15 protein-coding genes are annotated in these 15,407 nt (G+C 65.8%); 2 read left to right on the forward strand and 13 right to left on the reverse strand.

The window, feature by feature from the left end:
* Window positions 1–148 precede the first annotated feature (148 nt).
* Both Q4543_RS15645 and hydA (Q4543_RS15650) read right to left on the reverse strand, forming a co-directional pair.
* Complete coding sequence (locus Q4543_RS15645) at window positions 149–1,459, reverse strand: NAD(P)/FAD-dependent oxidoreductase (protein WP_303439620.1); 1,311 nt, start codon at window positions 1,457–1,459, stop codon at window positions 149–151.
* Window positions 1,456–2,859, reverse strand: coding sequence for a dihydropyrimidinase (gene hydA / locus Q4543_RS15650; RefSeq protein ID WP_303439621.1), 1,404 nt, complete (start codon window positions 2,857–2,859; stop codon window positions 1,456–1,458). Before hydA (Q4543_RS15650) ends, Q4543_RS15645 begins: the two co-directional genes overlap by 4 nt.
* 139 nt (window positions 2,860–2,998) lie before the next feature.
* On the opposite strand from hydA (Q4543_RS15650), the gene Q4543_RS15655 reads away from it, so the two are divergent.
* The gene (locus Q4543_RS15655) at window positions 2,999–3,937 is read left to right on the forward strand and encodes a dihydrodipicolinate synthase family protein (protein WP_303439623.1); all 939 of its coding nucleotides are present in this window, start codon (window positions 2,999–3,001) and stop codon (window positions 3,935–3,937) included.
* A 62-nt stretch (window positions 3,938–3,999) separates the two neighbouring features.
* Here Q4543_RS15655 and Q4543_RS15660 read toward each other — a convergent pair whose 3' ends face one another.
* Genes Q4543_RS15660 through Q4543_RS15670 form a run of 3 tightly spaced genes read right to left on the reverse strand, consistent with a single transcriptional unit; the run spans window position 4,000 to window position 6,826 of the window.
* Complete coding sequence (locus Q4543_RS15660; RefSeq protein WP_303439625.1) at window positions 4,000–4,974, reverse strand: TRAP transporter substrate-binding protein; 975 nt, start codon at window positions 4,972–4,974, stop codon at window positions 4,000–4,002.
* Window positions 4,975–5,000: 26 nt separating this feature from the next.
* A complete protein-coding gene (locus Q4543_RS15665) occupies window positions 5,001–6,281 on the reverse strand; it encodes a TRAP transporter large permease (RefSeq protein WP_303439626.1) in 1,281 nt (426 codons plus the stop codon).
* Window positions 6,278–6,826: a TRAP transporter small permease gene (locus tag Q4543_RS15670; protein WP_303439628.1), complete on the reverse strand. Its 549-nt coding sequence runs from the start codon at window positions 6,824–6,826 to the stop codon at window positions 6,278–6,280. Before Q4543_RS15670 ends, Q4543_RS15665 begins: the two co-directional genes overlap by 4 nt.
* Before the next feature lie 198 nt (window positions 6,827–7,024).
* Between Q4543_RS15670 and Q4543_RS15675 the strand changes: the two genes are divergently transcribed.
* Window positions 7,025–7,816, forward strand: a complete 792-nt coding sequence (locus tag Q4543_RS15675; protein WP_303439630.1) for an HpcH/HpaI aldolase/citrate lyase family protein — start codon at window positions 7,025–7,027, stop codon at window positions 7,814–7,816.
* Here Q4543_RS15675 and Q4543_RS15680 read toward each other — a convergent pair.
* The 8 genes from Q4543_RS15680 to hydA (Q4543_RS15715) form a co-directional block, all read right to left on the reverse strand.
* Complete coding sequence (locus Q4543_RS15680; protein WP_216002417.1) at window positions 7,773–8,684, reverse strand: LysR family transcriptional regulator; 912 nt, start codon at window positions 8,682–8,684, stop codon at window positions 7,773–7,775. The genes Q4543_RS15675 and Q4543_RS15680 overlap by 44 nt on opposite strands.
* A 25-nt stretch (window positions 8,685–8,709) precedes the next feature.
* Window positions 8,710–9,120, reverse strand: coding sequence for a DUF3830 family protein (locus Q4543_RS15685; RefSeq protein WP_216002418.1), 411 nt, complete (start codon window positions 9,118–9,120; stop codon window positions 8,710–8,712).
* 22 nt (window positions 9,121–9,142) lie between these two features.
* Complete coding sequence (locus Q4543_RS15690) at window positions 9,143–10,366, reverse strand: amidohydrolase family protein (protein WP_303439632.1); 1,224 nt, start codon at window positions 10,364–10,366, stop codon at window positions 9,143–9,145.
* A gap of 202 nt (window positions 10,367–10,568) precedes the next feature.
* Window positions 10,569–11,339 (reverse strand): SDR family NAD(P)-dependent oxidoreductase, encoded by a 771-nt coding sequence (locus Q4543_RS15695; RefSeq protein WP_303439636.1) that lies wholly within the window; start codon window positions 11,337–11,339, stop codon window positions 10,569–10,571.
* Entirely contained in the window at window positions 11,323–12,303 is a 981-nt protein-coding gene (locus Q4543_RS15700; RefSeq protein ID WP_303439638.1) for an NAD(P)-dependent oxidoreductase, read from the reverse strand. Before Q4543_RS15700 ends, Q4543_RS15695 begins: the two co-directional genes overlap by 17 nt.
* A gap of 1 nt (window position 12,304) precedes the next feature.
* Window positions 12,305–13,282, reverse strand: coding sequence for a LysR family transcriptional regulator (locus Q4543_RS15705; RefSeq protein WP_303439639.1), 978 nt, complete (start codon window positions 13,280–13,282; stop codon window positions 12,305–12,307).
* Window positions 13,279–13,953 (reverse strand): aspartate/glutamate racemase family protein, encoded by a 675-nt coding sequence (locus Q4543_RS15710; RefSeq protein WP_303439642.1) that lies wholly within the window; start codon window positions 13,951–13,953, stop codon window positions 13,279–13,281. The genes Q4543_RS15705 and Q4543_RS15710 overlap by 4 nt, the downstream gene beginning before the upstream one ends.
* On the reverse strand, window positions 13,950–15,407 hold the full coding sequence (gene hydA, locus Q4543_RS15715; RefSeq protein WP_303439645.1) for a dihydropyrimidinase: 1,458 nt from the start codon (window positions 15,405–15,407) through the stop codon (window positions 13,950–13,952). The genes Q4543_RS15710 and hydA (Q4543_RS15715) overlap by 4 nt, the downstream gene beginning before the upstream one ends.

The following is a 15,407-nucleotide window of genomic DNA, read 5'->3' on the forward strand; positions in this document are numbered from 1 at the left end:
ACGCAACGTCAGGCTGGTGGCCTCTTTGCGGTAAATCGGGGCTGTTCGCCTGCGCTATCCTATACCGGGCTGGCTTGGGACGGGGCCGGTTTCCCCGAGCCTCACAAGGGCTTTCATGACGCCCGGGACCAGCGGGCATCAGGCCCGGTCACGCCAGTGGCTCTGGCTCGGCCCCTGTCAGGGCGACGGCCCGGTCGGCACTCAGGATGGCAGCCGCCATGTTGGGAGAATGGAAGTAATCTCCCGCAAGGGCGATGCGCCCCAAGGGCATCTGTAGCGGCGCCTGCAACGCTGCCCGGCCCGGCAGCGCGACCGGGGCGCCGTGGGGCCAGCGGGCGATCTGCGTGGCCTCGATCCGCAACGCCGCGCCCGGGAACAGCCCCTGCAGGTGGCGCTGCGCCAACTGGGTCAGGGCGTCGTCGGTCAGGGCCGCAAGCTCCGCCGCCCCTGCCGCACCGCGAAACAGCATCAAAGTGCTGAGCCCGCCGGTATCGAGCCCGGTGCCTTGATCGAACATCACGCTGAACGGCGCGCCGGGGGTGGCAAGCGCATAGGCGCCGCGCCACGGCGCAGCCCCGCGCACGCCAAGCGCGACGCTCAGGAACGGGCCATAGGCGATCTGGCCAAGCGCAGCCGCGCAAGCCTCTGGCAACCCGGACAGGATACTGCGCGTGATCGGCGCCGGGGTGCAAACGATGCAGCGCCGGGCGCGCAGCCGGGTGCCCGCAAGGTCCACGCAGACATGATCGCCCATGTTCTGCACATGGGTCACGGGGGCCTGGGTCAGCACTCTGGCGGAGCCAATGGCATCGACAAGCGCGTCAATCATGCGCTGGCTGCCGCCTGTCAGGTTTGCGCCGGGGGCCTGCCCGCTCCAGACATTGGTGAAACTGCGCAGCGCGTGGCCTGCGGACATGCTGGCGGGGTCTCCGCCAGAGCGTTCGGTGAGCGCGGCCAGCATCACCGACACCTGTGGGTGCAGCGGGCCGATGAACTCGGCAAGGGTGCGGTGGTCCTCGAACGTGGCATCGGTGCCATCGGCCATGGCGCGGGCCATACGCGCCGCGCCCCAGCGCAGGCGCAGCCCCATCCGCGCAAAGGACGCCCGCGCAGGCAGCGACATCGGCAGGCGCAACGGCCAGAGCTCGGGCCGCCCCTGCACCATTTTCCCGCCCAGAGACATCGCCATCAGCGCCCCCCGGATCGGCGTGCGGGTCAGGCCCAGTTCGGCCACCAGATCGCCCACCGGGGTGCCGGGGCCGGAAAACATATGCGCCCCAAGGTTCAGCGGCACGCCATCGTGCAGCACCGAACACACCCGCCCCCCGGCGCGCACGCCCGCCTCTAGCACCAGCACGTCACGCTCGCGCAGCCGATAGGCGGCCGTCAGCCCGGCAAGCCCGCCGCCCACGACGATCACGTCGCGCAGGCGGTCAGGGTCAGGAATCGCCGCGCTCATTGCGCCGCATGGGGAGACCGCGCGCGCGGCACATAGGCCCCGCCCGGAGTGGCCGAGGCCAGCGTGTCGCCTTGCGTCACCACCTGCCCACGCAGCATGGTCAGCACGGGCCAGCCGGTGACTTCGAGCCCCTCGAACGGGGAATAATCGCAGCCGTGATGCAGGTATTCCTGCCGAATGGTGCGGGTCAGATCCGCATCCCACAGCACGATATCCGCGTCCGAGCCGACCTCGAGCGCGCCCTTCTGCGGATACATCCCATAGGTTTTGGCGTGATTGGTGGAGGACAGCGCGACAAAGCGGTTCAGATCGATGCGCCCCTTGGTGACCCCTTCGAAAAACAGGATCGGCAGGCGGGTTTCGACCCCCGGAATGCCGTTGGGCACGTAGCGGAACGATTTCTCGCCCTTGGGTGTCAGCTTGCCCTCTTCGGTATAACGGAACGGGCAGTGATCGGATGAGAACACATCGAAGGTGCCATCGATCAGCCCCTGCCAGCAGGCCTCCTGATCGTCGGTGCCACGCGGCGGCGGGCTACAGACGAACTTGGCGCCCTCCATGGCGTCGCCCTGCATGTCGTCTTCGGTCAACACAAGGTATTGCGGGCAGGTTTCGGCGCGGATGTTCAGACCCCGCGCGCGGGCACGTTCGATTTCCTCGATCGCGGCGCGATTGGACACATGCACGATCATGATCGGCACCTCGACGATTTCGGCCAGGCTGATGGCGCGGTGCGTCGCCTCGCGTTCCACCGCAACCGGGCGTGAGGGGCCGTGGTAATAGGGCGCGGTCTTGCCCGCCCGTTCCAGTTTTTCCGTCAGGAAACGGATGGTGTCATAGCCTTCGGCATGGACCATGACAAACGCGCCAGAACTGCGCGCGGCGTCCATCACCCCCAGCAATTCGCGATCATTCAGCACCAGATCGTCATAGGTCATGAACACCTTGATCGAGGTATAGCCGTCCTCGACCAAAGCCGGAATATCCTGCCCCAGCACGCCCGCCGACGGATCGGACACGATGACATGAAAGCTGACATCGGTGTGACAATTGCCGTCCGCCAGCGCGTGATAGGCGGTCAGCGCCTCGCGCAGGCCCTTGCCCTTTTCCTGCAGACAGAACGGCATGACGGTGGTGTTGCCGCCAAACGCGGCGGCCAGCGTGCCCGAGGCGAAATCATCGGCCATCACCACCTCGGGGCCAGAGGGCTGGGCAAGGTGGACATGGCTGTCGATACCGCCGGGCATCACCAGCTTGCCCGTCGCGTCAATGGTCTGCGCCGCGCCGTCGAGCGTTTCGGCAATCGCGGTGATGCGCCCGTCGGTGATGCCGATATCGGCGCGAAAACTCTTGGTGTCGGTGACAAGGGTGCCGCCAGAGATGATGGTGTCGAAGGTCATATGTGGCCTCGTTCCTGCCTGCGAATTGGGCGTCTTTGCGCCTTGGGGTGTTGTTTCATGCCGCGCGGGGCGGCGAAGGGGTTTCATTCGGGCGGGCCCCATCCGACAGATCAGCCAACCGCCACAGCCGGAGCAGATCATGCCGTTCGACCCCACCCGCCTTCATGGCATCCATGCCGCCACCGTTTGTCCGTTGACAGCCGATTTTACCATCGACCGCAAGGCGTTGGTGGCGCATGTTGCCCGCGTGATGGACTGCGCTGGCATCAAGGGCTTGCTGATCAACGGGCACGCCGGGGAAAACGCGCAACTGTCGCGCAGTGCCAAGCGTCAGGTGGTCGAGATCCTGCGTGACGCCTTTCCCGATGCCTGGCTGACCTGCGGCGTTTACAGCGAAAGCGCGCTTGAGGCGGCGGATCATGCCCGCGACGTAGCCGCAGCGGGCGGCGATGCGGTGCTGGTGTTTCCGCCCAATGGCTGGGCGCTGGGGCAATCGCTTGCAGCGGTGGTCGACCATCACGCCCGGATCGCTGGGGCGAGCGATCTGCCGGTGGTGCTGTACCAAGCGCCGGTGACGGCGGGGCGCATGGCCTATCCGCTCGACACGCTGCTGGCGCTGTGTGCCCTGCCCCATGTGGTCGCGATCAAGGAAGGCAGCTGGGAAATCGCCCGCTATGATGCCAATCGCCGCGCAGTCAAGGCGGCGTTCCCCGACATTGCCGTGCTGGCGTCGGGGGATGAACATCTGCTGACCGGCTATCTGATCGGGACCGAGGGTAGCCAGGTGTCGCTTGCCGCCGTGCTGCCCGACCTGACGGTCGATCTGTGGGATGCGGCGCAAGCGCAGGATTGGGACCGCGCGCGCGCGTTGCACGACCGCCTCGCGCCGCTGGTCAGCGCGATCTACAGCCCACCGCCGGGGGTGTCGCCGACCGCCTGCCTCAAGACCTGTCTGGTACTGTTGGGGCATCTGGACAATGACCGCACCGCGCCGCCGACCCAGCCGCCAAGCGATGCCTATCGCGAGGTGCTGCGCTCCGCGCTGGACGTCGCGCTGGATGGGGCACAAAACGGCTGAACGGGCCGCCCGATGGGCGACCCGTCTGGCACGTGTCAGGATGGAATATCCCGCCACCCGGATCAGTTGGTCGGGGTGGCCATGACCGCGTCGAACAGCGCCTGCTGGGTCTCGGTTTCCAGCATGGCGTTGTACAGCGGCACGGCAGCTTCCTGGAACGGCTTGGGGTCGGGCTGCGTGATGGTCACGCCCTTTTCGACCAGCGCATCCAGCAGCGGCTTTTCCTGATCATCGACATACTGACGCTGCCAATCGGCGGATTCGCGACCGGCTTCCAGAACGGCGGTCTGGATGTCTTCGGGGAGCATGTCGAACGCGGCCTTTTGCATGAACACCGGGGCGGTCATGTTGAGCCAGCCAACCATGGCGAAATCGGGCGCCACTTCGTAAAGCTTCTGACCGGTGTAGTTGGTCGCAGCGCCTTCGGCCCCATCAACCACGCCGCTTTGCAGCGCGCCATACAGTTCCGAATAGGCCAGCGGCGTCGGGTTGGCCCCAAACGCGGTGAACGCATCCACGTGAATCGGGTTCTGCATGGTGCGGATCTTGACGTTTTTCAGATCGTCGATGGAATTGACCTCTTCCTTGGTCATGATGTGGCGAATGCCAGAGGAATAGACCGCCAGCAGTTCAAGCCCTGTCTCATTGGCGGAATCCTCCAGCATACCGTAGACCGGGCCATCCAGAACGCTGCTCAGCTTGGCGATGGTCGGGAACAGGAACGGCAGGTCGAACACGCGGTAATCGGTGATGTAGTTGCTGATCGTGGAATTGGCGGTCATCGCCACGTCGAGCGAGCCCAGCATCACCTGTTCGACCAGCTGCGCCTCATCACCGAGCTGACCGTTGGGGAAAATCTCGATGGTGGCGCGCCCGTCGGTCTTGGCCTCGAGCAGTTCGCGCATCTTTTGCAGGCCCTTGTCCTGCACTTCGTCTGCGGCGTTGGTATGGGCGACGCGCAGGGTGTAGTCCTGCGCGAACGCCGGAAGCGCAAGGGCGGCAGACAGCAGGCAGGCCAGAGAGGTGAGGGTTTTCATGTATCGTTTCCTTATGGTCAGAGAGATCAGTCGTAGAAGAATGAGGGAAGCCAAAGCGTTACCGGCGAGGCAAAGGCGGTCAGCCCCAGCACAATCACCATCGGGATCAGCGGCAGCCACACGCGCGAGGACACCTGTTCGATGCGTCGCCCCGCCACCATCGATGCGATGTAAAGACAGATGCCATAGGGCGGCGTCACCAACCCCACCGACAGGTTGAGCGCGGCCATCACGCCGAAATGCACCGGGTCGATGTCATAGCCGATGGCGATGGGCATCAGCACCGGCATGATGATCAGGATGGCGCTGATGCTTTCCATGAACATGCCGACGAACAGCAGCAACAGGTTGACCAGCAGCAGGAACACCAGCGGGTTGGACGTGACGCCGCGCAGGAATTCATCCAGCGCACGCGGCGCGCCTTGGCTGGCGATGATCCACGAGAAAATGCTGGCGGTGGACACGATGATCAGCACCGCCGCCGCAAGGCTCACGGTCTTGAGGATGATCGGCCAAAGCTGCGCGATGGTCAGTTCGCGGTAGATCCAGATCGAGATCGCGGCGGTGACAAACACCGCGACACAGGCAGCCTCGGTCGCGGTGAACACGCCGCCGACGATGCCGCCAACGATGATCAGCGGCACCAGCATGGCGGGCAGCGCATCGACCAACGCCGCCCAGAGCCGCGCACCGGAAAACGGCTGCACGTCCTTGTATGCCATGCCGCCGCGCTTGGCGTACAGATAGGTGCCGAACAACAGCCCTACCGACAGCAACAGCCCCGGAATGATGCCGCCCAGAAACATCGCGCCGATGGATTGGTTGGTGGTGATCGCGATGATGACCATGACGATGGACGGCGGCACAATGCTGGCCATCGCGCCAGACGCGGCGATCACCGCCGCCGCCATATCCACATCATAGCCGCGCTTGCGCATATCGGGGATCAGCATCGAGCCAATCGCCGCCGTATCCGCCGACCCGGACCCCGAAATCGCCGCAAGCCCGGTGCCCGCGGTGATCGCCACCATATAGAGGCTGCCGGTGATCCATCCCACCAATGCGCTTGCCAGCGCCACAAAGCGGCGGGCAATGCCCCCGGTTTCCATGATGATCCCGGCGGCGACAAAGAACGGGATTGCCATCAGCGGAAAGGAATTGACCCCGCCATAAACCCGCTGCGCCACGATCGACAGCGGCACATCGGTCAGCACCACGATGGCGATCAGCGCCGACACCCCCAGCGCCAGAACGATGGGCAGGCCCGAAAAGATCAGAAAGGCAAAACCGCCAAACGCAATATTCATGTCAAAGCCGCCGCGTTGGCGCGGGCCTGGGCCGGGCGCAAAATGTCAGGAAGGCTGGCGATGGAGAATTCCAGCATGAAATAGGCCATGCCCACCGGCAGCGCCGCATAGGGGATGGCCATCGGCAGGCGCAGCGCCGGCGATTGCACCATCATCCCGATGCCCAGCAACGCAAAGCTGCCCACGAACACCACATACAGGAACCACATGCCCAGCGCATAGGACGCCAGCCGCGCCAGCTGCTGCACCCGCACGGGCGTGCGGCGGATCAACACATCCACCCCCACATGCTGGCGGTTGCGCATAGCGATGCCCGCGCCCAGCAGCACCAGCCAGACCTGCGCGAACACCGCCGTCTCATCGGTTCCGGCGATGGAATAGCCAAAGACATAGCGCCCAAGGATCTGCGCCATGATTGCAAGCGCCATGTAGATGAACAGCAATCCCGCTATCAGATCGACCAGCCGTCGCAGCCCCGTCAGTGCCAGCGTGGCGGGCCCGGCAACCCTGTTCAGCCAAGGAGGAAGATCCGGCGATCTCGTCATGTCGGCGCCTTTCGTTTCGTTGAAATCTTGTGCGTTTGTCGCGTTGGTGGTCAGCGTTGCGCCAAAATCACCGGGCGAAAAGACCCCGGACTATTACAAAAACGACCGCCATTATTTTGGGCGCTGATTGCGTTGCCAAACCGGAATCGCTCGGCCATAGGTCGAAAAATCAGCCCTTTAGAAAAATGCGAGACGTCCATGACAGCCAGTTTTTCAAGCACGCCCGTGCCGCGCATCGGGTTGGCCGCCTGCGTCGTCGGCCTGCCCGAGATGATCCCCGTGGCCAAGGGCGCGGGCTATGATTTCCTGCTGGTGGATATGGAACATGGGCGCATCGCCATCGATGCGCTGGCGGGCATTTGCGTGACCGGGCTGGCCGCCGATTTCCCGGTGCTGGCGCGGGTGACGGGGCCGGGCTCGCCCGATCTGGCGCGGGTGCTCGATTGCGGCGCAACCGGCGTGATCATCCCGCATGTGGACAGCGTCGAACAGGCCCGCGCCATCGTGGCCGCCTGCCGCTTTGCGCCGCTGGGCAGCCGCGCGATTCCGGGGCCGCTGGCGATCCTGTCGTTTGAAGCCGTCCCCCCCGCGCAGTTGATCGCCGCCAGCGAGGAACGCGTGGAATTGCACGCGATGATCGAAAGCCGCGCCGGGCTGGATGCCGTGGCCGAGATCGCCGCCGTACCGGGGCTGAGTGCGCTGGTGATCGGGGCGAATGATCTGGCATCCGATCTGGGCCATACCGGGCAGCTCGATCACCCAGATGTGCGTGCCGCCTTTGCCACCATCGCCGCGGCGGCGCATGCCCACGGCCTTGGGTTCGGCGTGATGGGCCTGCCCCCGGCGTTGATCCCCGGCCATGCGGTGGCCAATGGCGCGACGCTGATCGTCGCCACCAACGAGATCAACCTGCTGGTCGATGGGGCCCGCGCCACGCTGGGCGCGGTCAGGGCGCAGCTTCCCGCAAGCCAGCCAGCCGCGCCTGCGTAAGCGACACGAACAGATCGCGAAACCGCTGCGTGGTGACAGACATTGGCCGACCACGCGGCGCAATCGTGGACAGCACCCGCGGCACGACGGGTTCGAAGGGCACGACCGTCAGGTCTTCGTAACGGCCCGAATGGGCGGTGACCTCATCCAAGAGCGCGACGCCCCAGCCCTCTTGCACGATGCGGGCGGCAGCGTTCAGAAACCGCACCTCGATCCGGGGATTGTACGGCGCGCCCACCGCCAGAAATGCCGCCGCCAGCAGGTCGGCCACCCCCGTCCCCGTCATCGGGCAGACCAGCCGCGAAAATTCCAGATCGCGCGGTGTCACCACCGGCAGCGCGGCCAACGGATCGCTGCGCGCGCACAGGCAGACCATGCGCAATTCGGCAAAGGGGGTCAGCTCGATCCCGTAGCTTTCGCTGGGCTCCATCGCAAAGCCGATATCCGCCAGCCCGTCCTCGACCGCAGCAATGGCCAGCGGCAGCGGCTTGGTTTCCAGCGACAGGTAGACATCGGGATAAAGGTCCAGAAACTGCTGCACCACGCTTGGCATCAACGCCTCGGTCAGCTCGGAGGTCGCCACCACCCGCACCCGGCCGATATGGCCAAGCCGGATGTCCTTGACCCGCTGGTTGACGATCTGCTGCATCACCGACAGCGGCGCGACCTCTTCGAACAGCAGCTTGGCTTCCTGCGTGGGCATCAGGCGGTTGGCGCTGCGTACGAACAGGGTAAAGCCGGCCTGCGCCTCGATATGTTTGAGCGCGATGCTGACGGCGGATTGCGACATGCCCAGCGCCTGCGCCGCTGCCACCGTGGTGCCGGTCGCCATCACCGAACGGAACACTTCGATCTGGCGCAGGTTCATCTGGCGCGCCCGTGGTCAGGCCGGATCATTTCAATTCGAACCGGATGTCATGCGCGCCCTTCCACAGGGTCGCGCGCCCCAGCGTGGCCAGATTTTCCAGCCCGCTGGTGATGGTGATGAAATGGTTGCCCGCCAGCTGCCCGACCTTGGAGGCAAAGTTCACGCCACCATAGGCCAGCAGGATCTCGGTCTCGCTGATGCCACCGGGATAAAGGATGATCTGGCCGGGCGCGGGGTAACAGGTGTGGTTTTCATACCCCACCCCAAAGTCATGATCGCCCAGCGGGATCCACACGCCCTCGCCCGACCAGCGCACATGCACGATCTGGCTGACGAAGGGCATGGCCGCGCGAAAGGCCGCCACGGTTTTGGGTGCATCGGCTTCGAATTTGGCGTCGAAGGTGAACTCTCCGGCGTGGATGACAAGGTCGCTCATGGCTTGGGTCTTTCTGCTGTCGTCAAGGTTTCAAAAGGCGCGGGGCGGGCGCGTCAAAACTCATCCGCCCGGCGCGCATTCCCCACAGGGGGCGGCCAATTTCGGCCACGGTGGCGGCACGGCTGGCGCAGGGCAACAACACAAGGTCAGCGCGGGACCCGACCGTGATATCGGCGCGATGGCCCAGCAAGCGGAAGGGATCGTCGCTGATCATCGCGAAACAGCGGTCCAGATCGCCCGTCTCGCCCAGCTGGGCGACATTGGCGAACAGGTTCGCCATGCGCGGCAGCGAGCAGTCGCCATAGGGCGTGAACGGGTTGAGCACATTGTTGGTGGCAACCGTACAGCACACCCCCGCGGCGTGGAACACATGCGCCGGGGCCACGCCGCGCGGCACGCCATGATCATGATCACGCCCGGTGATGAACAGGTCGGTCGCAGGCAGCACTGTCAGCGCGATGCCCGCATCACGTAGCATCGCTACGCTGTCGGCCAGCCGGTCCGGCGGCAGCATCGACAGCTTGGTGACATGGCCAATCGCCACCCGGCCCTGCATCCCGTGGGCAATGGTCTGGCGGGCGATCTCATCCATATGCCGCCAGCTTGGGTCGAGATCGAAATCCAGATGGACATCCAGATCGACATCAAACTCGCGCGCCATGGCAAAGATGCGGGCGATGTGGCCAACGGGGTCGGTGTCGGTATAGGGGCACCCGCCCAGCAGATCGGCGCCTTGGGTCAGGGCGGCGCGCAGGAGTTCCTCGGTGCCGGGATAGTTCAACAGCCCCTCTTGCGGAAAGACGCAGATTTGCAGATCCAGCGCCCAGGCGTAATCGGCGCGCAACTGGCGCACCGCGTCGAACCCGGCAAGCCCAATCACCGGGTCGATTTCCACCTGCGTGCGGATCAGCGTCGTGCCCTGCCCGATGGCCTTGTCCAGCACGCGCGCGCCGCGTGCGTAAACATCGGCGGTGGTGAAATCGCGCTTGGCGGCGGTCACCGCGTCCAGCGCGCCCTTGAGCGTACCGGTCTGGTTGTGCGCGCGATCCAGAATGCAGGCCTTGTCCAGATGCAGGTGGCTGTCGGCAAAGCCCCGGATGAGCAGCCCGCCGCCCGCGTCCATTGTCGAGGCCTCGCTGGACAGGTCCGGCGCGATATCGACGATGCGCCCGCCCCTGATGCCGATATCCACCGGCGCGGCCCCGTCAGACAGCCGTGCCCCCCGTATCACCAGATCAAGGCTCATTCTGCGATCTCCGTAAAGGTCGGTCGGCCTGAATAGGCCGCGATGCGGGCGGTATCGCGTTGCACATTGGCCAAGCGCAGCGCCCAGAAAAACAGCTCGGGCCGGGTTTCCTGCTTTGCGCGTCGGCATCTGGCGTCGCCCTTACGTCTCGCGGCGTTGCGCCAGACGTGGATGGCGGCGGGCCAAGCTGGCCGCGGCATGTTCAACCCGCCATCCAGCCGCCATCCACCAACAGGTTGTGCCCGGTGATGTAGGTGGTGGCCGGATCGCAAAGGAACACCACCGCCCCGGCCACATCCGCCGGGCGGCCAAGGCGCGGCAGCGGCGTGCGAGACTGTGAATAGGCCAGCACATCCTCGGCCACCGCCGGGCCGGTCTTGCCGGTCAGGATCTTGCCGGGGGACACGGCGTTGCAGATGATGCCCTCGTCTGCGTGTTCCACGGCGACCTGTCGCATCATCTGCAATACGGCGGCCTTGGACACGCCATAGGAAAACGCCCCCGGTGCGGCGACCATGCCATGTTGCGAGCCGATCACCACGATGCGCCCGCGTTCATCGTTTACGATGGGCTGGTCGCGCATCTGCGCCAGCGCCCCGGACAGGATGTTGAACATCCCATCCATGTTGACCGACATGACGCGGCGCCAATCCTCGGGCGTGGTGTCCGGCAAACTGCCGCGCCCCGGCGTCATGGCCGAGGGCACCACGATGTCCAGCCGCCCGTGCTGGCGGTGAATGTCGGCGCAGAGCTGCGCGCAGGCGGCGTGGTCGCGCACGTCCAGCTGCGCGAAACGCGAGGCGGGAGACATCTGCGCCAGCGGTTCGGCCACCAGCGGGCCGCCTTCGACCACATCGGTGGTGATGTCGCTGGCCCAGACGGTCGCGCCCGCCTGCGCCAGACGCAGCGCGATGGCGCGGCCAATGCCGGACGAGGCCCCTGTCACAAGGGCGCTTTTACCTGTCAGGGGCATGGGAGATCTCCGGTTGAGCGATGCGCCAGCGGCGTTCATCGGTAACGGCGTCGATCATCGGGCGACTGCCGGCGATGCCGCTCAGCGCCTTGAGTGTCGTGATCGACATCGGGGGGCGGCGCGGATCGGACCGAGGCGCAATATCGGGCTGATCCGGGTCGATCAGTGGTGCGGGCAGGCCCATCGCCTGCGCCCAGTCGGTCAGGGCAAACACATGCCCGCCGCCGATGTTGAAAATGCACCCCTCGGCCGCGTCCATGCAGGGCAGCACCGACGCGATCATCATTGCCGCGTCACGCGAATACACCCAATCGCTGCGCATCTCATTGGCCAGCCGAACAGGGCGGCCAAGCGCTGCGATACGCTGGATCTCACCGGGGGGCGACATGTCGGGCCGCGCCTCGCGCAGGCTTTCCCACGGGCCAAAGATCGCCCCCAGCCGCAGCGTCGCAAGCCGCACCCCCAACAGCGGAGCGATGCGCGCGCACAGGGTTTCGGCGGCCTGTTTGGTTTCACCGTACAGGCTGTTCGGAGCGGCGGCACTTTCGTCCAACACATCGGCACCGGGGCTGCCACGGCTGCCATAAACCGAAATCGACGACAGCAGGATCATATCGCGCACCCCCGCATCGGCCACCGCGCGCAGCGTGTTCAGCGCGCCCTGCACGTTGACTTCGGCGATGCGCAGCGGCTGGTTGCGGGTGGTTTCGGCGTTGGGCGTGATGGCGGCGGCGTGGATCAGCGCATCGCTGGCATGAGCGCGCAGCGCGCTGGCCAGCGCCTCGGGTTGCAGAATGTCACAGGGGTGGAACTGCGTGCCCGCAAGCTCGGGGCGGGCAAAAAGCAGCGGATCAGGGGGCGCGATGTCCAACAGCAGAACGCGATCGCCCTGCGCGCGCAGAGCCTCGGCAAGGGCAAGGCCGACAAAGCCCGCGCCGCCGGTGATGGCAATGGATCGGGGCATGTCAGGTCTCCGGTGGCAGGGCGGGTGCGGGGCAGGTAAGGCCCGGGTAATCCAGCGACGCCGAGGCGCGGCGGATCTCGGCCATGAAGATCTTCAACAGGCCGGAATGGGGAATGCCCCGGCGCGTGAACATCATGCAATGGATCGGGCATTCCTGCGCAAGGGGGCGCGCCACCAAGCGCTGCCCGCCCGCCTGCGCCGCCAGATAGGGCTGCGCCGACCACGGATCGACGATGCACACCCCCATGCCATTGGCGGCAAGCGAGGCTGCGGTCTGGCAATAGCGGGTTTCAAGCTGCGGATGGTAGGTGACGCCTGCGTCCTCGAACGCTTGCGAGACCATGCGGCCAAGGTGGCTTTCCTGATCGATGCCGATGAAGCGTTCGTTGGTCAGCGCGCCGACCTTGACCGTGGCATCGCGCGCCAGCGGGTGATCGTGGGGCAGCAGCGCGACCATCTGCCCAACCCGCAGCGCCTCGGTATTGACGTTCGGCAGCCGCCCGTTGGTCAGACCCACGCCCACATCGGCCTGCCCGGTCTGCACCGCGCTTAGCACGTTGCCAAGCCGGCGCACGTCAAAGCTGACCGTGACATCAGGGCGCGTGTCCAGAAACCCGCGCATCGCCTGCGGGATCAGCGAATAGCCCGGCGGCGGCGTCGCGATCACCCGCAGCCGCCCCACCCGCCCGTTGCGCAGATCGCGCGCGCGCATGCCAAAGCTGCGCACGATGCCGAACAGCGGGCGGATTTCTTCGTAAAGGCTGCGCGCCTCGAGCGTGGGTTCCAGATGCCGCCCCGTGCGTTCGAACAGCGTCAGCCCCAGCTGATTTTCCAACTGGCGCAAACCGGAGGATACGGCAGGCTGCGAGATCCCAAGGCTTTCAGCCGTCGCCACGGTGGTGCGCTGGCCCATCATCGCGGCAAAAATCTCCAGCAACCGCATCGAGGTGTCTGGCAGCTTGTCAGACCCGGTGGTCATTCGCTTATGTCGAAATCAAACGCGGGGTCGCCCTGCAACGCGGCCACCGCCTGCGCCATCGCCGCCGACACCGGGTCGATCACCGCAAGGCCGGTCTCCGCCTCGAGCCGGGCACGGATCAGCGCCATTCCGGCGCAGCCGAGCACAATGGCCCCTGCGCCCATGTCGCCCAATTCCATCGCCCGCGCGCGCATCAGCGCGTAGGTGGCCGGGTCGCGCATGCCGGATTCGGCAGAGGCGCCGTTCAGATGCAGCTCGCCCGCAAGGCGGCCCTCGACCCCCATCATGCGCATCTTGCGCAGATGGCGCGGGATGGATGCGGGCCCCAGCGCGATGACGCCGAACCGGTCGGCGCGGGCCATGGCCGAGAGCAGCGCCGCCTCTTGGCAGCCAATGGCGACAGGGCCGTCCGGCATGGCGCGCAACAGATCCAGACCGGGGTCGGAAAAACACCCGGTGATCACCGCCCGCGCAGGCGTGGCGCGCGCCAGATCCAGCAGATCCAGCCCCGCCCGCGCGACATGTTCGTCCGTGTAGATCGTCGCCGGGCTGCCGGGCAGATCCACCGTCGACAAGCTCAGCCCAGCGGGCAGCATGGCGCGGGCGGTGGCATCCATCCCGCGCGTCACGGTGCCCGAGGAATTTGGGTTCACCAGCAGGATATCGATCATCCGCGCAGCTCCGCGCCAAAGTTCTGCGCCGGGTCGAATTCCTTGACCATCGCACCGGGGCGCGCGCGCAGATCGACCGGCGCGCGGCCAAAGAAGCGCCCCTGCCCTTCGCGCGCCGCAAGCGTTCCCTTGTCGATGACCACCGCGCCGCGCGTCAGCACGGTTTCGGGGCGGCCTGTCAGCTCGCGGCCCTCAAGCGGGGTGTAATCCATGTTGTCATGCTGATCGGCGAGGGTCACGGTATGGCGCGCCTCCGGGTCCCAGATGGCGATGTCGGCGTCCATGCCGGGGGCCAGACGCCCCTTGGTGGTGCAACCAAACACCTTGGCGGTGTTGGTGCTGCTGAGGCCAACGAACTGTTCCAGCGTGATGCGCCCGGCGACGACACCTTCGGAAAACAGCCATGGCAGGCGCAGCGCAATGCCCGGCATGCCATTGGCCAGCTTGGGATAGGGCACATCGAACCCATTAACGAACTTGCCCGTGGCGTCCGCGCGGTACGGCGCGTGATCCGAATGCACGCCAACAAAGGTGCCCATGCGGATGTGATGCCACAGCGCCTCCTGCGTGGCCGCATCGCGCAGCGGCGGAGAGCAGATGTATTTCGCCCCCTCCATCCCCGGACGGTCCAGATCGTCGCGGGTCAGCGACAGGTATTGCGGGCAGGTTTCGGCGAACAGCTTAGCGCCGTTGAATTGCTCGCGCCGGATGATCTCGGCCCCGCCCTCGGTAGACACATGCACGACGAACAGCGTGGCATCGGCCAGCTTGGCCAGCTGCACCGCTCGGTTGATCGCCTCTTGCTCGGCCAGTTCGGGGCGCGAGATCGCATGATAGCGCGGCGCGGTCAGGCCACGGTCCGCCAGCTGGCGGTTCATCCATTTGACCATGTCGTTGTTTTCGGCATGGACCATGGTGATCGCGCCATGCTTGCGCGCCACGGTCAGGATATCGAGCATCCCCCCATCGCCGATGTTCATCAGGTCATAGGTCATGAAGACCTTGAAACTGGTGATGCCACGGGCAAAGGCGCGGGGCAGTTCCTCGGCCAGCACCTTTTGCGTCGGGTCGGAAATGATCAGGTGGTAGGAATAATCGATGACCGAGCGCGCGCCGCGGGCGTCATAGGTTTTCAACACGTCATCGACGCTTTCGCCGCGCTGCTGCGCGGCAAAGGGGATAAACGACGAATTGCCCCCGAACGCGGCCGAAATCGACCCCGACAGGTAATCATCCGCCGTCATCACCCCCGAGGAGCTTTCCTGCGCGATATGGGCGTGGGTTTCGATGCCGCCGGGCATGACGATGCGCCCGCCCGCATCGATGCGCCGCGTCCCGCCGGGCAGCTTTTCGGCCATGGCGGTGATGCGGCCATCGGTGATGCCGATGTCGCCGGTGGTCACGCCCTCGGTGGTGGCGATCTGGCCCCCGTGAATGACAGTATCGAATGACAT

Source organism: Salipiger sp. 1_MG-2023 (assembly GCF_030547555.1).
Lineage (GTDB): Bacteria > Pseudomonadota > Alphaproteobacteria > Rhodobacterales > Rhodobacteraceae > Salipiger.